The following is a 17259-nucleotide window of genomic DNA, read 5'->3' as shown; positions in this document are numbered from 1 at the left end:
TTTCAGAGAGACTTCACAGTATGTTCCGCTTTATCCTGCGGCGGCTGCTCCAGATGGTCCTCGCCTTCTTCGGGACCACGCTGATCGTCTACGCACTGATGTTCGCCGGTCAGGGCGACCCGATCCAGGCGCTCGCCGGCGAGCGCCCGGTCACCGCCGCCCAGCGGGCATACCTGACGCAGAAGTTCCACCTCGACCAGACCGGGGTCGGTGGCTTCTTCTACCGCTACTTCGACTACATCAAGAACCTGCTCCAGGGTGACCTCGGGCAGTCCCTGACCGGCCGCCAGATCAGTGACATCCTCGCCGCCGCCTGGCCGGTGACCGTCAAGCTGGCGCTCATCGCGATGGCCGTGACGATCCTGTTCGGCGTGACCGCGGGCGTGCTCGCCGGCATCCGCCGGGCCAGCATCTTCGACAACTCGACGCTGGTGCTGACCCTGCTGGTGCTGGGCATCCCGACCATCGTGCTGGCCCCGCTGGCGCAGTACCTCCTCGGCGTCAAGTGGCAGCTCTTCCCGGCCACCGCCGGCGCTGAGCCCGACCTGTACGCGCTGCTGCTCCCCGGCATCGTGCTCGGTTCGCTCTCGCTGGCCACCGCGCTGCGGCTGACCCGGACCTCGGTGGCGGAGAACCTGCGCGCCGACTACGTCCGGACGGCCCGCTCGAAGGGCCTGGTCAAGCGGCGGATCGTCAGCGTGCACGTGCTGCGCAACTCGCTCATCCCGGTGGTCACCTTCCTCGGCGTCGAGCTGGGCAACCTGATGAGCGGCGCGATCATCACCGAGGGCGTGTTCAACATCCCCGGCGTCGGCTTCAACCTCTTCCGGGGCATCCGCACCGAGGACGGCCCGCTGGTGGTGGGCATCGTCAGCGTGCTCGTCGTGGTCTACCTCCTGTCCAACCTGGTGGTGGACGTCCTGTACGCCGTACTCGACCCGAGGATCCGCTATGAGTGAGCGCAGCGAACGAATCATCAACGCAGCGTGCATGGGCGCTCATGCCGGCGCCGAGCGCAGCGAGGTGCGGGCATGAGCGACTTCGAGACCGTGGCGGCCACGGAGAACCAGGCTGCGCGGCGGGGCGTGTCCGGCGAGCCCGGGACGCCCAACCAGATCGGCGCGCCGCAGAAGGCCCGCAGCCTGGCCGGTGACGCCTGGCGCGACCTGCGCCGCAATCCGATCTTCTGGATCAGCCTCACCCTGGTCGTGGTGGTCGCCGCGATGGCCGCCGTACCCTCGCTCTTCACCGCCAACGACCCGCGCGACTGCGTGCTCTCCCGGCAGCACGACGGGGCGTCCGGCGGGGCCATCTTCGGGTACGACTTCCAGGGCTGCGACACGTACGCCCGGGCGGTCTACGGCGCCCGCGCCTCGCTGCTGGTCGGCGCGCTCTCCGCGCTGCTCACCGGCATCATCGCGCTGGTCGTCGGCATGGTGGCCGGCTACTTCGGCCGCTGGGTCGACGCGGTGCTCTCCCGCGTGATCGACATCGTGCTCGGCATCCCGCTGCTGCTCGCCGCGATCGTGCTGCTCAAGCGGGTGAGCACCAGCAGCGACAACGTCCGGCTGTTCGCGGTGATCTTCGTGCTGGCGGTGCTCGGCTGGACCACCGCGGCCCGGGTGGTCCGCTCCTCGGTGATCACCGCCAAGGAGCAGGACTACGTGGCGGCGGCCCGGATGCTCGGCGCCGGCAACGGTCGGATCATGTGGCGGCACATCCTGCCGAACGCGCTCGCCCCGGCGATCGTGGTGCTCACCATCGCGCTCGGCTCGTTCATCGCCGCCGAGGCGACGCTGAGCTTCCTCGGCATCGGTCTCAAGGCCCCGACCATCTCGTGGGGCATCGACATCGACGCCGGCCGGGTGCACATGCGCGAGTCGGCGACGCCGCTGGTCGTCCCGTCCGCCTTCCTCGCGCTGACCGTCCTCGCCTTCATCATGCTGGGCGACGCCATCCGCGACGCCTTCGACCCGAAGCTCCGGTGAACCCCGTGCGAGCGCGAGGAGTGAGCGAAGCGAGCCCCGCAGTCGCGACCGAAAGGCAAGCGCAGTGACCCAGTCCGCTGTCCACCCGACGCCGGCCTCCCCCACGCCCGAGGGCGGCCACCTGCTCGACATCCGGGACCTGCACGTCGAGTTCCGGACGAGCGAGGGCGTCGCCAAGGTGATCAACGGGGTCTCGTACCACCTGGACGCCGGCGAGACCCTCGCGGTGCTCGGCGAGTCCGGCTCCGGCAAGTCGGTCACCGCCCAGGCGATCATGGGCATCCTCGACACGCCGCCGGCGGTGATCCGCTCCGGTCAGATCCTCTACCAGGGTCGGGACCTGCTGAAGCAGTCGGAGGAGCAGCGCCGCCAGGTGCGGGGCAAGGAGATCGCGATGATCTTCCAGGACGCCCTCTCCGCGCTGAACCCGGTCTTCCCGGTCGGCTGGCAGATCGGCGAGACGCTGCGCCAGCGCGAGGGGATGTCCAAGGCGGACGCCCGGCGGCGCACGGTCGAGCTGATGGACCTGGTCCGGATCCCGGCCGCGGCGAAGCGCCTCGGCGACTACCCGCACCAGTTCTCCGGCGGCATGCGGCAGCGCGTCATGATCGCGATGGCGCTGGCGATGAACCCGAAGGTGCTGATCGCCGACGAGCCCACCACCGCGCTGGACGTCACCGTGCAGGCCCAGATCATGGACCTGCTGGCCGACCTGCGCCGGGACCTCAACATGGCGATGATCCTGATCACCCACGACCTCGGCGTGGTCGCCGGCGTCGCGGACCGGATCGCGGTCATGTACGCCGGCCGGATCATCGAGCACGCCGACGTCCGCTCGCTGTACCGGTCGCCCGCCCACCCCTACACCAAGGGCCTGCTGGAGTCGATCCCGCGCATGGACGTGCGCGGCCAGGAGTTGTCGACGATCAAGGGGCTGCCGCCGAACCTGATGCGGATCCCCTCCGGCTGCCCGTTCCACCCCCGGTGCCCGTACGTGCAGAAGGTCTGCGTGGACGTGGTGCCGCACGACCTGGTCCTCGGCGACGGCCGGACCAGCGCGTGCCACTTCGCGCAGGAGGTACGAGATGACAGCGCCCGCTAGCCCGACCAAGGTCCGTGGCGAGACCATCCTCTCCGTCGACAACCTGGTCAAGCACTTCCCGATCACCCAGGGCGTGCTGTTCCAGAAGCAGACCGGCGCGGTCCGGGCCGTCGACGGGGTCAGCTTCGAGCTGCGCCGGGGCGAGACCCTGGGCATCGTGGGCGAGTCCGGCTGCGGCAAGTCCACGCTGGCCCGACTGCTGATGCGGCTGGAGACGCCCACCTCCGGCGGAGCCACCCTGGAGGGCAAGGACCTCTTCAAGGCCTCCGGGGCCGAGCTGCGCCGGCTGCGGCGCAACATGCAGATGGTGATGCAGGACCCGTACACCTCGCTGAACCCGCGGATGACGGTCGGCGACATCATCGGCGAGCCGTTCGACATCCACCCGGAGGCGGCGCCGAAGGGCAGCAAGCAGCGGCGGGTGCAGGAGCTGCTGGACGTGGTCGGGCTCAACCCCGAGCACGTCAACCGCTACCCGCACCAGTTCTCCGGCGGCCAGCGGCAGCGCATCGGCATCGCCCGGGCGCTCGCCCTCCGGCCCGAGGTGATCGTCTGCGACGAGCCGGTCTCCGCGCTGGACGTCTCGATCCAGGCGCAGGTGATCAACCTGCTGGAGCAGCTCCAGGACGAGTTCGGGCTGTCGTACATCTTCATCGCGCACGACCTGTCGGTGGTCCGGCACATCTCGGACCGGGTCGCGGTGATGTACCTGGGCAAGATCGTGGAGATCGGCACCGAGGACGAGATCTACGAGCGGGCGACCCACCCGTACACCCAGGCGCTGCTCTCGGCGGTGCCGGTGCCGGACCCGGACGTGCGCAACGACCGGACCATCATCCGGCTCACCGGCGACGTGCCGAGCCCGGCTGATCCGCCCTCCGGCTGCCGCTTCCGTACCCGCTGCTGGAAGGCCCAGGAGGTCTGCGCCCGCGAGGAACCCCTGTCGGTCTCCCGCGCCGCCGACCCCCACCCCTCCGCCTGCCACTTCGCCGAACTCCGCCCCTCCCTCCCCTAACCCACCCCCTCGGTTCCCGCCGCCGATCATGAGGTTGTTGTCCCGACACGCCGCCGTGCCGGCCAACAACTTCATGATCGACAGGTTCAGGGCGGGGGTGGTGGCGGGAGACTGGGGGGATGGGGGTTGGTCGGGTTGTGGGGGTCGCGGTGGTGGCCGTGGTGGTGGTGGTCGTGGTGGGGGGTGGCGGGTGTGAGGGCGGGACGAGGGACGGTGCGGGGACGGGTGCGCCGGGCAGCGGGGCGGCCGGCGAGCCGGGCGGGGCGGGTTGTCCGGCGGACAACGACTATCCGGTGCGGGAAATCGCGGGTACGCCCGGCGTGCTGTGGGCGCTGCTCTTCTTCCCCGAGACCGACGGTCTGCCGGCCGGCCGGCAGACCAAGATCGCGCTGAAGGTGACCGGGACGGGTGAGCTGACCCTGCGGGCGACCGGCCCGGACGACGTCACCGTCCGCCCGGAGGAGTTCGACCAGCACGACGGCAGCAACTGGACCCGGCCCGGCGACGAGTGGGGCACCTACTGGGTCTTCCCCACCCCCGGCTGTTGGACCATCCGGGCGGACCGAGCCGACGGCACTCGTGCCGCCCTCTCCCTCCGCGCCGGCTGAACCACCTGCGCGGGCTGCCGGTCAGCCACCGGCGATCCCGGTACGGCGGTGGAGCCGATTCGTACCAGGATCGCCGCCCGCAGCGACGATGCGGTCAGGCGCAGCACCCACCCGTCGACTGCCCTGGACCGGCGGCGGCCCCGCCCCCCGGAGGATGGGGGGCGGGGCCGCCTGCCGTCGGAGCGGGCCAGGATCAGGGCCGGGCCGCGCCGCCGGTGCTCAGAGCTGGGCCAGGTTGAACGCCCAGATGCCGCGGCCGTGGGTGGCCACGTAGAGCGAGTTGTCGGCCGCGTGGTACTCGACGTCCATGCCGACGGTCAGCGGCAGGCCGGTGCCGAGCCGCTGCCAGCCGGTGGCACCCGGCGCCCGGTAGAAGGTGGCCAGGTCGGTGGCGAGCACCAGCGCGCCGTTGGGCAGCTCCTTGACCGAGCTGGCCGGCACGTCCGGCAGGTTCGTCGAGACGTCCCGCCAGGTCGCGCCCGCGTCGGTGGTCTCGTAGACGTGGCCGACACCGGCGCCCGGGCCTTCGGTGAACCGCCGGGAGAACCCGTTGATCGCGAGGAAGGCGTGCGAGCCGTTGGCCGGGTCGACTCCGACCCCCTGCACGAACCGGTTCGGGAAGTCACCCGGCAGGGTGATCTGGTGCCAGCTCGCCGGGTCGTTGACCTTGCCGACCGCGACACCCCGGGTGAAGCCCGAGTTGTTGCACGGCCCGCACCAGCCGACGTACGCGGTGCCGCCGGAGACCGCCACCGAGGTGGCGGTGTGGCCGGCGCCCAGGTCGAAGACGTTGCGCCAGCCCTTGCCGTCGGCGATCGCGTAGCCCTTGGTGTTCACCCACACGTGCTGGCCACCGGCGACCCAGGTGTTCGCGTCGTGGTCGTCGGCCGCGAACGGCGCGATGAACCGGGCCGGCTCGTCGCCCGGGGACGACGTGTACGGCTGGATGTCCCGCGAGGTGGAGGTCTCCGCCGTGCCGGGGCCCGGGTTGGCGTTGCAGTTCTCGGTCGACCGCATGGCCAGGTTGGTGTACTCCTGGACCTGGCGGCAGCCGTTGGCCGGGTCGGCCAGCGAGTCGCCGCCGTCACCACCGAAGTTCGACCCCATCACGGTGTCGCCGGCGCGCAGCACCGAGGCGCCGTTGTCCTGCAGACCACCGGAGACGACCGGGCCGGCCTTGGCCGGGTCCCTGCCCACCGAGACCGAGTAGTACTGGAGGGCGTCGATCGTGCCGTCGTTGAGGCTCTGCCAGTCGGTGGCGTGCCCCTCCTTGTCGGTCCGGCCGTTGACCGGCCGGCGGTAGATGCCGCCGTCGTTGCCGACGTAGACGAAGCCGTTGCCGACCGCCACCGAGTGCTGGTCGGAGTGAGTGGTCTTGTTGCAGGTGTTCTGCGCGTCGCTGATGTCCCAGCAGGAGAAGCCGAAGTTCCAGTACGGCCCGACGGTCTTCCAGCTGGCGCCGGCGTCGGTCGACTCGTAGACCTCCTCCAGACCCGCCCAGACGTGGTTCGGGTTGGCCGGGTCGACCGTCAGGAACTGGTTGTACCAGGCCTGGATACCCGGTCCGTAGCCCTTGCCGATCACGGTCTGCTTGAGCGCGGAACCGGAGTTGCCCAGCTTCGCCGAGTCGGCGATCTTGCTCCACGGTCCGGCGGGCGAGCCGTTGTTGGAGACGTAGATGCCGTCGAGGTAGCTGTTGACGTTGCCGGCCGGCTTGTTCAGCAGCTTCGGCGACTGGTTGATCGCGTACAGCTTACCGCCGTCGGCGGAGAAGGCGAACGTCACGTAGCCGATGTCGTCGGCCGGCATGGAGCCGGTCGGGTTGACCTTGGCCCAGCCGCCCGCGGTGTAGTCGGCGGTCTCGTAGAAGCCGTTGTAGGTGTCACCCGACCGCCAGGCCGAGGCCACCACCACGTGCCGGGGGTTGCGCGGGTCGTCGGCCACGTCGTTGACGATGTTCTTGTACGCCGCGTTGGCCGTGCCCGCGTTCGCCCCGCCCGGCAGGTAGCTCGGGTTCGGCGCCCACTCGAACTTCCACGCACCGGAGCCGCTGGCCATCGAGTGCGAGTAGAGGCCCCGGTTGGTGGCGGCCCAGACCTTGCCGTCGAAGAAGCGCAGCTTGTTGATGACCGTGCTCTCCAGCTCGGTGCCGCCGACCCGGTCGGACGCGGCGAACTGGCCGGTCCTCGGGTTGGCGAGCCGGTAGACGCCGGCACCGACGTAGGAGGTGGCGCCGGTGTTCGCCTCGCCCGTGGCGTACCAGAGGGAGCCGTCGGTGGCGAGCACCACGTCGCCGCTGGACAGGGTGGGCAGCTGGTCCGTGATCGGCGTCCAGCTCCCGCCGCCGATCGAGGACCGCCACACGCCACCGTCCGCGCCGGCCGCGTAGACGTAGCCGCTGTTGTCGGCGGCGAGGCCGGTGATCCGGCCGGTCTGCAGACCCGCGCCCCCGGAGGAGTTGGAGGCGTAGTCGCGGTAGCGCGGGTCGTCACCGTCGTACTTGATCTTTGTGACCTCGCGCCAGCTGCCGTTGGTGACCGGCAGGCTGCCCAGCTGGCTGAACGCGTTGGAGTACGCCCCCGGCGCGACGATGCCGGGCGCGGAGCGGGCCTGGGCGAACTGCTCGGCGATGATCCGGGCCTCGAACGCCTCCTCGCCGGCCTCCTCGGAGTTCTCCCCGGCCGCCATCTCGGCGAACTCCCGGGGGTGCCAGGGCAGGTTGGCGCCCGGCTCCTCGGCCAGACCGAGGAATTCCTGTACCTCGTGGTTGGTGGCCGCGACGCCACCCAGCGCGGCGGTCAGCACCAGCGCGCCCGCGATTGTCGCCGGCTTGCGCCAGCGGAACTTCGACATGCGAATCCTCCAGGATTCAGGGGATGCCGGGCAGGGTGGCCCGGCGGAGGAGAACCGCGGCGGGCGGGGATCGTCCCGCACACGTCCGTGGTCGTGGAAATGGGTCGTGGCGGCCCGGGTCGGCGGCGGCGGACGATCCGACGGGCCGGTCCGCGCAGGCGGAGTCGGGGTCGGATCGCCGGGGGCGGCGGACGACGGGTCAGGCGGTACGCGCGGGTGGCGCCCGGCTGCCGGTGGCGCCCCGGGGCGGAAGCGGCTGGGAGGGCTGCCGGTAGCCGGTGACCACCGGCACCGCTCGCGGCGGGACACCGGCCGCCGACAGCACCAGGTGCTTCTGGTCGTCCGGTCCGTCGCCGACGCCGGCGGCGCTCCGGTGGTCGGCGCAGGCGGCGGCGACGAGAACGGTGGTGCCGCTGCCGGCCCGCTCGGTGGCTACGGGGTCCGGGTGGGCGACCGGCGTGGCCGGGTCGACCCGGACGTGGCCGACCGGGGCGTGGTGCCCGGCGGGACCGTGGTCGGCGTCGTGGCCGACCGGGCAGCTGGGCACCCCGAGCCCGGCCAGGACGAACGCCAGCGCGACGGTGACGGACGTCAACCGTTCGACCATGCGCATGGCGGACCTGCCGGTACGGGATGTCCGGCGCGTCTCCGGCGGGCGACCGTGGACGGTCGCGCGGGGGAAAGGGCGGCGGAGGAAGACTGGGGAGGGTGGATCGCCGGGGCGACCTCACGCTAGCAACAACGCTTGTCGGCGGGCAACGGCCCGCCGGTCCACCCTTTCGCCCCGCTCAGCCCGCCGACCGACGCCGATCAGGGAGCCGCACTGGCCGACGTGTCGGCCTCCGCGGCTCCATGCTCGACGGATCAGTGGAAGAAGTGCCGCGTGCCGGTGAGGTACATGGTCACGCCGGCCTCCTTGCACGCGGCGATGACCTCCTCGTCGCGGATGGAGCCGCCGGGCTGCACGATCGCGCGCACCCCCGCCTCGATGAGGATCTTCGGGCCGTCGGCGAACGGGAAGAACGCGTCCGAGGCGCAGACCGCGCCGCGGGCCCGCTCGGCGCCGGCCCGGTCGACCGCCAACCGGGCCGAGTCCACCCGGTTGACCTGCCCCATGCCGACCCCGACGGTGGCGCCGTCCTTCGCCAGCAGGATCGCGTTGCTCTTCACCGCGCGGACCGCCCGCCAGGCGAAGGCCAGGTCCCGCAGGGTGGCCTCGTCGGCCGCGTCGCCGGTGGCCAGCCGCCAGTTCGCCGGGTCGTCGCCCTCGGCGTCGACCTTGTCCCGCAGCTGCACCAGGACACCGCCGGTGACCTGCCGCCACTCCGCCGGCAGCGGGTCAAAGGCCGGGGCGTGCAGCAGCCGGATGTTCTTCTTGGCCTGGAGGATCTCCACGGCGCCCTCGTCGTAGCCGGGGGCGACCACCACCTCGGTGAAGATGTCGGCCACCTGCCGAGCCATCGCCACGCTCACCGGGCGATTGACGGCGATCACCCCGCCGTACGCCGACACCGGGTCGCAGGCGTGCGCCCGGCGGTGCGCCTCGGCCACGTCCGCGCCGACCGCGATGCCGCACGGGTTGGCGTGCTTGATGATCGCCACCGCCGGCTGGTCGGTGAAGTCGTTCGCGGCCCGCCAGGCCGCGTCCGCGTCGACGTAGTTGTTGTAGGACATCTCCTTGCCGTGCAGCTGCTCGGCCTGGGCCAGGCCGGCGGGGCTGGACGGGTCGGCGTAGACGGCCGCCGCCTGGTGCGGGTTCTCCCCGTAGCGCAGCACCGCCCGGCGGCGCAGGCTCAGCCCGGCGAACTGCGGCCACCCGTCGGCGGCCGGGGCCAGGGTGGTGGCGAACCACTCGGCCACGGCGACGTCGTACTCGGCGATGTCGGCGAAGGCGCGGGCGGCGAGCGCCCGACGCTGCGTCAGCGTGAAGCCGCCGTCGGCGAGGGCGGCCACCAGGGCCGGGTACGCCGCCGGGTCGGTCACCACCGCGACCGACGCGTGGTTCTTGGCGGCGGCCCGGACCATCGCCGGCCCGCCGATGTCGATCTGCTCCACGCACTCGTCCTGGCTCGCGCCGGAGGCGACGGTGGCCTGGAACGGGTAGAGGTTGGAGACCAGCAGGTCGATCCCGGCGATGCCGTGCTCGTCGAGCTGGGCGGTGTGGCTGTCCTTGCGCAGGTCGGCCAGGAGACCCCCGTGGATCTTCGGGTGCAGGGTCTTCACCCGGCCGTCGAGGATCTCCGGGAAGCCGGTCACCTGCTCGACCGGGGTCACCGGCACCCCCGCGCCCGAGATCGTGGATGCGGTGCTGCCGGTCGAGACGATCTCCACCCCGGCGTCGTGCAGGGCCCGGGCCAGCTCGACCAGGCCGCTCTTGTCGTAGACGCTGACCAGTGCCCGCCTGATCGGGCGGCGCTCGTCCTGAGTGGAACTCACGGGACCGTGACCTTTCTTCCGGTGATCGTCCAACCTTCGCGGACCAGCCGACCGACCTGCTCGACGAGCTGGCGTCGCTCGGCCTCCTTGATGCGCTCGGTGAGCGTCTCCACGTCGTCGTCGTCGCGTACCGGCACGGCGACCTGCGCGACGATCGGCCCGGTGTCCATCCCGGCGTCGACGAAGAAGAGCGTGGCCCCGGTGACCTTGACGCCGTAGGCGAGCGCGTCCCGGGGGCCGTGGATGCCGGGGAACGCCGGCAGCAGGGTGTTGTGCGTGTTCAGGTAGCGGTCACCGAAGGCGGCCAGGAAGTGCGGCCCGACCAGCTTCAGGAAGCCGGCCGAGATCACCAGGTCGGGCCGGTGCTCGGCGACGTGCGCGGTGAGGGCACGGTCCCAGTCCTCCCGGGACGGGTGGTCCTTGACCCGGTCGACGAAGGTCGGCACCCCGGCGGCCGCGGCCCGGTCCAGGCCGGCGATCACGTCGCGGTCCGCGCCGACGGCCACCACCCGGGCCCCGTACGCGGGGTCGGCGCTGGCGTCGAGCAGCGCCTGGAGGTTGCTGCCGGAACCGGAGACGAGGACGACGAGGCGGGCGACGGACGCGGGCTCGGTCACGCGGCCACCCTATCGGGCAGGTCAGGACTCCCAGCGATCGGGCAGCGGCGATTCGGGTGATCACGCGAGTGGCACGTACGCGATACGCTGCCCGTCGCTCGGTGGCCGCCGTCCGGCCCGCCGCCGCACCCTTCACCACAAGATCAGGCACGGACAGTGCCGACGGAGCGAGGAGCACCATGCAGCCCGGTTACCCCAACCCCGCGCAGCAGCCGCCGATCAACAACAACATGACGATGTCCATCGTGGCCATCTTCTTCTTCTGGCCGCTGGCCATCCCGGCCATCATCAACGCCTCCAAGGTCAACCCGCTGCTCCAGCAGGGTGACTACGCGGGCGCCCAGGCGGCGGCGAACGAGTCGAAGAAGTGGTCGAAGTGGGCCATCATCATCGGCGCCGTCTGGCTCGTGATCGTCCTGCTGTGCTGCCTCGCCGGTGGTCTGGCCGGGATCATGGGCTCCGACACCAGCACCAGCAGCTACTGACGATCATCGACTGAGGAGTATCCGCCATGCAGCCCGGACCCCCCGGTCAGGACCCGTACGGCCAGCAGCCCCCGCACGACCCGTACGGCCAGCCCGCGTCCGGGCAGCCCTACGGGCAGCCGTACGGGCAGCCGCAGGACCCGTACGCTCAGCCCCCGCAGGCGCCGTACGGGCAGCAGCCGCACGATCCGTACGCCCCGCCGCCGCAGGCCCCGTACGGCCAGCAGCCCACCTCGGGCCAGCCGTACGGGCAGCCGGTCTCCGGTGACCCCTACGGCCAGCCCACCTCGGGCCAGCCCTACGGGGCACCCGGCCAGCCGTACGGCCAGCAGCCCTACCAGGATCCGTACGGCCAGCAGCCCTACGGCATGCCGGCGTACCCGAACGCGGGCTACCCGCAGCCGCAGGGCCAGCAGAACACGCTGGGCCTGGTGTCGATGATCCTGGGCATCGTCTCCATCCCGATGGTCTGCTGCTACCTCGGCATCCCGCTGGGCATCGCCGCGGTGATCACCGGATGGCTGGGCCGGCAGAAGGCCAACCAGGGGCTGGCCAGCAACGGCGGTCAGGCCCTCGCGGGTCTGATCTGCGGCGGAATCGGCCTGGCGCTCGGGCTGCTGCAGATCGTGGCGCTCGCCGCCGGCATCGCCATGCCGAACTCCTGAGCCGACACCCGGAAGGGGCGCCCCGGATCTCCGGGGCGCCCCTTCCGTCGTCCCGGCCCGGCGCGCCGGTCGCTGTGGGGGCACGTCGCACGCGGCAGCCGGGTGAGCGGCCTGGGACGCGGGTCAGCGGGTTGGGCGCGGGCAGCAGCCGGGTGAGCGGGCCGGGCGCGGGCAGCAGCCGGGTGAGCGGGCCGGGCGCGGGCAGCAGCCGGGTGAGCGGGCCGGGCGCGGGTCAGCGGGTCAGGCGCGGGCGGCAGGGCGGGCGAGCATCCGGGCGGCGGCGGCCCCGAGCAGCGCGCCGATCGTGACCACCGCGGTAGAGACGGCGGCCACCTGCCAGGGGACCGGGCCGATCTCGGCCAGCCGGCCACCGCCGAGCGGCCCGCCGGAGACCGCGGCGGCGAGGCCGGCGAGCAGGCCGACCACCGGGCCGGCGAGCGCCGCCGGGCCGAGCAGGGCACCCCACGCCGGCACCGCGCGCTCGTCCGCGTCGCGGAGCAGCCGCCGGGCGAGCAGCCAGCCCGCGGCCATCCCGGCCAGCACCGGCACCGCGAGCAGCGCCGCCCCGAACCCGTCGACCGGGCCGCTGGGCAACCCGGCAAGCAGGGGTACGGCCGGCAGCGAGCCCACCGAGACCTCGCTGGTGCGTACCGCCGTGCCGGTGCCGACGGCGAAGCCGGGCCCGAGCAGGTAGGCGGTCGACCAGATCGTGGCGTTCGGCGCGTAGGCGAGGCTGACCAGGGTGATGCCGGCCTGTCCGGCCACCCCGGTCCGGTACGCGCCGATCATGTCGGCGGCGTCGCCCCCGCCGGTCGCCACCGCCAACCCGGCCGCGCCGGCCCCCGCGCCGAGCAGCAGCAGCCCGGCGACCAAGCCGGTGCGCACCCCGTCGCGCAGCACCGCCGGCGCGCGCTCGGCGAGCAGGCCGGCCACGCCGGTGGTGCGCAGTGCCCCGACCAGCGCGGCGAGCGCGCCGAAGGCCGCGTGGGTGACGCCGGCGCGGACCGGGGAGACCCGCAGGTCGTCGGTGCTCACCAGCACCGCCGCGAGGGCGCCGAGCAGCCCGTACCCGAGGCCGACCGCGACCGCGGCGGTGAGTGCCTGGCGGGGCGAGCGCCCGCCCCGGGCGCCCATGGCCCGGCTGGTGTGCACGCCGGCCCGGGTCAGCCGCCAGAACGCGAGCCCGGAGAGCAGCAGCGGGACCAGGCCGAGCGGGCCGGCGGTGGTCTGCAGCGGGACCCCGTGGCCGAGCAGCCAGCCGGACAGCCCGGCGCGCAGCGCACCGGCGACGGAGCCGGCGTCCTCGCTGAACTGGGCCAGCGCCAGCACCAGGGCGACCGGCAGGTACGACGTGAGCGCCGCCCAGCCCGCGGCGACCCCGGCGGCGACGACGAGCGGCGCCCGCCCACGGCTCGACTCCGGCCGGCGGGGCGCGGGCACCCGGCCACGTGACGCAGGCCGGCCGCCGGGCCGGTCGTGCTCCCGGCGGCCGTCCTCCCGGCGGGCTTCGCTTCGGCGGGCGTCCTCCCGGCGGGGGTCGTTTCGGCGGGCGTCCCCCCGGAGGCCGTCGTCGGTCCGGAGGCCGTCGTCGGTCCGGCGGCCGTCGTCGGTCCGGCCGGCGCCGGTCCGGCGGGCATCGTCCCGGCGGGCATCGGCGCGGACGCCGGCGGGACGGCGGGGCTGATCAGGGGTGACCGAGGACATCGGGTCTACTCTGGCACGCCGCGCGGGCGGCGGCTGCCCGGCGGCCCCACCTGGCCCCGGCGAGTTCCGTGATCCACCGGTTTCCGGACCGGATTCCGGTCTAGCCTCGGCCCAGGACGCGACTGCAGTCGCGGCACGAAGCGCTGGGAGGAAGCCGTGAACGCTCCGTACCCGCCGCCACCGCCACCGCCGGCGGGCAAGGACCGCACCACGCTGTGGGGCGTGCTCGGCATCGTCCTGGGCCTGATCTGCTGCGGCATCCTGGGCATCATCTTCGGTTACCTGTCGATCCGCGACGCGAAGCGGTACGGCCAGTCGCCGGTGCTCGGCTACCTGGCGATCGCCTTCGGCGTGCTCAATATCATCGGTACCGCGATCTGGCGGGCCAGCGGGACGTACCCGCTCTGGGACGACTGAGGGGGCCGACCGTCGCCGGCCGACCCCCTCGGTGTCTCACCCGTCCGCTCAGCGGCCGACGGTGCTGCCAACGGCCGCTCAGCGGCCCGACATGATCTCCCGCATCAGCTTGGCGGTCTCGGTCGGCGTCTTGCCGACCTTGACGCCGACGGCCTCCAGGGCCGCCTGCTTCGCCTCGGCGGTGCCCGCCGAGCCGGAGATGATCGCGCCGGCGTGCCCCATGGTCTTGCCGGGGGGCGCGGTGAAGCCGGCGATGTAGCCGACCACCGGCTTGGTGACGTTGCCCTTGATGAACTCGGCGGCCCGCTCCTCGGCGTCGCCGCCGATCTCACCGATCATCACGATGGCGTCGGTCTCCGGGTCGGCCTCGAACGCGGCGAGGGCGTCGATGTGGGTGGTCCCGATGATCGGGTCACCGCCGATGCCGACGCAGGTCGAGAAGCCGATGTCCCGCAGCTCGTACATCATCTGGTAGGTCAGCGTGCCGCTCTTGCTGACCAGGCCGATCCGGCCGGAGCCGGTGATGTCGGCCGGGATGATGCCGGCGTTGGAGGCACCCGGCGAGGCGATGCCCGGGCAGTTCGGGCCGATGATCCGGGTCCTGGAACCCTTGCTCACGTTGTACGCCCAGAAGGCGGCGGTGTCGTGCACCGGGACGCCCTCGGTGATCACGACGGCCAGCGGGATCTCGGCGTCGATCGCCTCGACCACGGCGCCCTTGGTGAACTGCGGCGGCACGAAGATGACCGTGACGTCGGCCCCGGTCTCCTTCATCGCGTCCGCGACGGAGGCGAAGACCGGCAGCTCGGTGCCGTCGAAGTCGACCTTCTGGCCCGCCTTGCGCGGGTTGACGCCGCCGACGACGTTGGTGCCCGCGGCGAGCATCCGCCGGGTGTGCTTGGAACCCTCGGAACCGGTCATCCCCTGGACGATGACCTTCGAGTCCTTGGTCAGCCAGATAGCCATGATCAGACCCCCGCAGCTGCCAGCTCGGCGGCCCGCTCGGCCGCGCCGTCCATGGTGTCGACCCGCTGGATCAGCGGGTTGTTCGCGCCGTCGAGAATCCCCCGACCGGCCTCGGCGTTGTTGCCGTCGAGGCGGACGACGAGCGGCTTGGTGGCCTTCTCGCCGCGCTGCTCGAGCAGCGCCAGCGCCTGCACGATGCCGTTGGCGACCGCGTCGCACGCGGTGATGCCGCCGAAGACGTTGACGAAGACGCTCTTCACCGACGGGTCGGAGAGGACGATCTCCAGGCCGTTCGCCATCACCTCGGCGCTCGCGCCGCCGCCGATGTCGAGGAAGTTGGCCGGCTTGACGTTGCCGTGCCGCTCGCCCGCGTAGGCGACCACGTCGAGCGTGGACATGACCAGGCCCGCGCCGTTGCCGATGATGCCGACCTCGCCGTCGAGCTTGACGTAGTTGAGGTCCTTGGCCTTGGCGGCCTGCTCCAGCGGGTCCACCGCGGCCTGGTCGACCAGGGCCTCGTGGTCCGGGTGCCGGAAGCCGGCGTTCTCGTCGAGGGTGATCTTGGCGTCGAGCAGCAGCAGCTTGCCGTCGCCCGTCTTCGCCAGCGGGTTCACCTCGACCAGCGTGGCGTCCTCGGCGACGAAGGCCTTCCACAGGCCCACCGCGACCTCGACGACCTGGTCGGCGACCTCGGCCGGGAAGCCGGCGGCGTCAACGATCTCGCGGGCCTTCGCCTCGTCCACGCCCTTGACGGCGTCGATCGGGGCCTTGACCACCTTGTCGGGGGTCTCCGCGGCGACCTGCTCGATGTCCATGCCGCCGGCGACGCTGGCGATGCAGAGGAAGGTGCGGTTCGCCCGGTCGAGCAGGTACGAGAAGTAGTACTCCTCGGCCACGTCCGCGGTCACGGTGATCATGACCTTGTGGACGGTGTGACCCTTGATGTCCATGCCGAGGATGTCGGTGGCGCGGGCCACCGTCTCCTCCGCGCCCTCGGCCAGCTTGACGCCGCCGGCCTTGCCTCGGCCGCCGACCTTCACCTGCGCCTTGACGACCACCCGACCGCCGAGGCGTTCGGCGATCGCGCGGGCCTCCTCCGGGGTAGTGGCGACGCCGCCGGCGAGCACGGGCAACCCGTGCCGCTCGAACAGGTCCCGCCCCTGGTACTCGTACAGGTCCACGATTGCGCGTCCCGTCCCGTCTCCGCGGCGCGCCCTCGCGCCGCCACCAGCGTTGTGGAAACTCCGTTGACGCCCGTCATCAGTTGAAACGGGCCATCGGCCGCAGCCTAGCGAGATGAGCACCAGCGGCAACCGAGCGGGTGCGCGGTGTGCGGTAATGCACAGCGCGCCGCCCGCGACTCGCCGGTGCGCGAGCCCGGCCGGCAACCGCCGCGAAGGATGTCGACGACGACGCGTAACCCCCTGGTGGGGGCGTCGTTGAGTCTGATGTCGGAGCGCTGATTCAGCGCGAGGACGGGAGCGGCCGATGCCCTGTCGGTCGAGGGGTGGCGGCGGGGCATCGTGCATAGAAGGGCCGGGCGTGTGAGGGGTGCGTCCGGCCCTTCCCCCGTGCCCGGATCCGGCCGGCCCTCCCCAGCGCCGCCGGCAGCTCTTCGACCCACTCCAGGTACGCGATGTGGCGGCATCCACCGGATGCCGCCACCTGCGCGAGATGGAGTCGATCAGGGTGCCGGGCGCGGGCCCGGCGGCTGCCCAGTCGTCAGGCGACGGACTGGGCCACGTTCCCCCGGACCCACTCGACGATCGACTGGGTCGTCGCGCCCGGGGTGAAGATCTTCGCCACGCCGAGCTGCTGGAGCTCGGGGATGTCGGCGTTCGGGATGATGCCGCCGCCGAAGACGACGATGTCCCGGGCGTCCCGCTCGGCGAGCAGCTCCAGCACCCGCCGGAAGAGCGTCATGTGCGCCCCGGAGAGCACGGAGAGGCCGACCGCGTCGGCGTCCTCCTGGATGGCGGTCTCCACGATCTGCTCCGGGGTCTGGTGCAGGCCGGTGTAGATGACCTCCATGCCGGCGTCACGCAGGGCACGCGCGACCACCTTGGCGCCGCGGTCGTGGCCGTCGAGGCCCGGCTTCGCGACGACGACCCGGATACGAGAGCTCATCAGCGCACACCTTTCACGGGCTCCGCGGCTATCACCTGAACGAACGGTAACCCGCCCGGTCGGGGGCGGGAAATCCGGGCCGCACCCCTACCGTCCGGCCGCTCCCCGAGAAAGCCGGACGCCTCCGCCGAACGGTCACTCTGCGCGACGAACGGGCAGTAACGGGGACGGCCATCCGGCGTACCGAGCTATGACAATGATGGACGGAAAGGGACAGAAAGACTCACCGATTCGGCGGTTCCGCTTGTGACCGGCGCGGCGGAGGGCTAACGTGTC

16 protein-coding genes are annotated in these 17259 nt (G+C 72.3%); 8 read left to right on the top strand and 8 right to left on the bottom strand.

Annotated elements, in window-relative coordinates:
- Positions 1-20 precede the first annotated feature (20 nt).
- The 5 genes from GA0074696_RS07200 to GA0074696_RS07180 all read left to right on the top strand — a co-directional run bounded on the left by GA0074696_RS07200 (position 21) and on the right by GA0074696_RS07180 (position 4713).
- Positions 21-959 (top strand): ABC transporter permease, encoded by a 939-nt coding sequence (locus GA0074696_RS07200; protein WP_088960366.1) that lies wholly within the window; start codon positions 21-23, stop codon positions 957-959.
- A gap of 72 nt (positions 960-1031) precedes the next feature.
- On the top strand, positions 1032-1988 hold the full coding sequence (locus GA0074696_RS07195) for an ABC transporter permease (RefSeq protein ID WP_088960365.1): 957 nt from the start codon (positions 1032-1034) through the stop codon (positions 1986-1988).
- 64 nt (positions 1989-2052) lie between these two features.
- On the top strand, positions 2053-3090 hold the full coding sequence (locus tag GA0074696_RS07190) for an ABC transporter ATP-binding protein (RefSeq protein WP_088960364.1): 1038 nt from the start codon (positions 2053-2055) through the stop codon (positions 3088-3090).
- On the top strand, positions 3074-4105 hold the full coding sequence (locus tag GA0074696_RS07185; RefSeq protein WP_088960363.1) for an ABC transporter ATP-binding protein: 1032 nt from the start codon (positions 3074-3076) through the stop codon (positions 4103-4105). Before GA0074696_RS07190 ends, GA0074696_RS07185 begins: the two co-directional genes overlap by 17 nt.
- A gap of 119 nt (positions 4106-4224) precedes the next feature.
- Complete coding sequence (locus GA0074696_RS07180; RefSeq protein WP_157745849.1) at positions 4225-4713, top strand: hypothetical protein; 489 nt, start codon at positions 4225-4227, stop codon at positions 4711-4713.
- A gap of 219 nt (positions 4714-4932) precedes the next feature.
- Here the strand turns inward: GA0074696_RS07180 and GA0074696_RS07175 are convergent, their stop codons facing one another.
- The 4 genes from GA0074696_RS07175 to purN all read right to left on the bottom strand — a co-directional run bounded on the left by GA0074696_RS07175 (position 4933) and on the right by purN (position 10619).
- Positions 4933-7566, bottom strand: a complete 2634-nt coding sequence (locus GA0074696_RS07175) for a beta propeller repeat protein (RefSeq protein WP_197700819.1) — start codon at positions 7564-7566, stop codon at positions 4933-4935.
- Between the two features lie 199 nt (positions 7567-7765).
- Positions 7766-8161: a hypothetical protein gene (locus GA0074696_RS07170; protein ID WP_157745848.1), complete on the bottom strand. Its 396-nt coding sequence runs from the start codon at positions 8159-8161 to the stop codon at positions 7766-7768.
- Positions 8162-8430: 269 nt separating this feature from the next.
- A complete protein-coding gene (gene purH / locus GA0074696_RS07165; RefSeq protein ID WP_088960360.1) occupies positions 8431-10002 on the bottom strand; it encodes a bifunctional phosphoribosylaminoimidazolecarboxamide formyltransferase/IMP cyclohydrolase in 1572 nt (523 codons plus the stop codon).
- On the bottom strand, positions 9999-10619 hold the full coding sequence (gene purN / locus GA0074696_RS07160) for a phosphoribosylglycinamide formyltransferase (protein WP_088960359.1): 621 nt from the start codon (positions 10617-10619) through the stop codon (positions 9999-10001). Before purN ends, purH begins: the two co-directional genes overlap by 4 nt.
- A gap of 179 nt (positions 10620-10798) precedes the next feature.
- On the opposite strand from purN, the gene GA0074696_RS07155 reads away from it, so the two are divergent.
- Both GA0074696_RS07155 and GA0074696_RS07150 read left to right on the top strand, forming a co-directional pair.
- Entirely contained in the window at positions 10799-11104 is a 306-nt protein-coding gene (locus tag GA0074696_RS07155; protein WP_088960358.1) for a CD225/dispanin family protein, read from the top strand.
- A 26-nt stretch (positions 11105-11130) separates the two neighbouring features.
- Positions 11131-11769, top strand: a complete 639-nt coding sequence (locus GA0074696_RS07150; protein WP_088960357.1) for a DUF4190 domain-containing protein — start codon at positions 11131-11133, stop codon at positions 11767-11769.
- A gap of 240 nt (positions 11770-12009) precedes the next feature.
- On the opposite strand, the gene GA0074696_RS07145 is transcribed toward GA0074696_RS07150, so the two are convergent.
- On the bottom strand, positions 12010-13209 hold the full coding sequence (locus GA0074696_RS07145; RefSeq protein ID WP_088964406.1) for a cell division protein PerM: 1200 nt from the start codon (positions 13207-13209) through the stop codon (positions 12010-12012).
- Positions 13210-13629: 420 nt separating this feature from the next.
- Between GA0074696_RS07145 and GA0074696_RS07140 the strand changes: the two genes are divergently transcribed.
- Positions 13630-13890 (top strand): hypothetical protein, encoded by a 261-nt coding sequence (locus tag GA0074696_RS07140; protein WP_088960356.1) that lies wholly within the window; start codon positions 13630-13632, stop codon positions 13888-13890.
- Positions 13891-13968: 78 nt separating this feature from the next.
- Here the strand turns inward: GA0074696_RS07140 and sucD are convergent, their stop codons facing one another.
- From sucD to GA0074696_RS07125, 3 genes are all read right to left on the bottom strand, one after another.
- On the bottom strand, positions 13969-14856 hold the full coding sequence (sucD, locus tag GA0074696_RS07135) for a succinate--CoA ligase subunit alpha (protein WP_088960355.1): 888 nt from the start codon (positions 14854-14856) through the stop codon (positions 13969-13971).
- Positions 14857-14858: 2 nt separating this feature from the next.
- Positions 14859-16037 (bottom strand): ADP-forming succinate--CoA ligase subunit beta, encoded by a 1179-nt coding sequence (gene sucC, locus GA0074696_RS07130; protein WP_088960354.1) that lies wholly within the window; start codon positions 16035-16037, stop codon positions 14859-14861.
- 541 nt (positions 16038-16578) lie between these two features.
- The gene (locus tag GA0074696_RS07125; protein WP_088960353.1) at positions 16579-16983 is read right to left on the bottom strand and encodes a cobalamin B12-binding domain-containing protein; all 405 of its coding nucleotides are present in this window, start codon (positions 16981-16983) and stop codon (positions 16579-16581) included.
- Positions 16984-17259 lie beyond the last annotated feature (276 nt).

This window comes from Micromonospora purpureochromogenes (assembly GCF_900091515.1).
Taxonomy (GTDB): domain Bacteria; phylum Actinomycetota; class Actinomycetes; order Mycobacteriales; family Micromonosporaceae; genus Micromonospora; species Micromonospora purpureochromogenes.
Note: the sequence above shows the minus strand (reverse complement) of the source record. Positions and strands in the feature narration are given on the sequence as shown.

Excerpts from the sequence above, each read along its gene's own strand:
- sucD (WP_088960355.1), bottom strand. The coding sequence starts at position 14,856 with ATGGCTATCTGGCTGACCAAGGACTCGAAGGTCATCGTCCAGGGGATG.
- GA0074696_RS07150 (WP_088960357.1), top strand. The coding sequence starts at position 11,131 with ATGCAGCCCGGACCCCCCGGTCAGGACCCGTACGGCCAGCAGCCCCCG.
- GA0074696_RS07195 (WP_088960365.1), top strand. The coding sequence starts at position 1,032 with ATGAGCGACTTCGAGACCGTGGCGGCCACGGAGAACCAGGCTGCGCGG.
- GA0074696_RS07175 (WP_197700819.1), bottom strand. The coding sequence starts at position 7,566 with ATGTCGAAGTTCCGCTGGCGCAAGCCGGCGACAATCGCGGGCGCGCTG.
- GA0074696_RS07180 (WP_157745849.1), top strand. The coding sequence starts at position 4,225 with ATGGGGGTTGGTCGGGTTGTGGGGGTCGCGGTGGTGGCCGTGGTGGTG.
- GA0074696_RS07125 (WP_088960353.1), bottom strand. The coding sequence starts at position 16,983 with ATGAGCTCTCGTATCCGGGTCGTCGTCGCGAAGCCGGGCCTCGACGGC.
- GA0074696_RS07185 (WP_088960363.1), top strand. The coding sequence starts at position 3,074 with ATGACAGCGCCCGCTAGCCCGACCAAGGTCCGTGGCGAGACCATCCTC.
- GA0074696_RS07155 (WP_088960358.1), top strand. The coding sequence starts at position 10,799 with ATGCAGCCCGGTTACCCCAACCCCGCGCAGCAGCCGCCGATCAACAAC.
- GA0074696_RS07200 (WP_088960366.1), top strand. The coding sequence starts at position 21 with ATGTTCCGCTTTATCCTGCGGCGGCTGCTCCAGATGGTCCTCGCCTTC.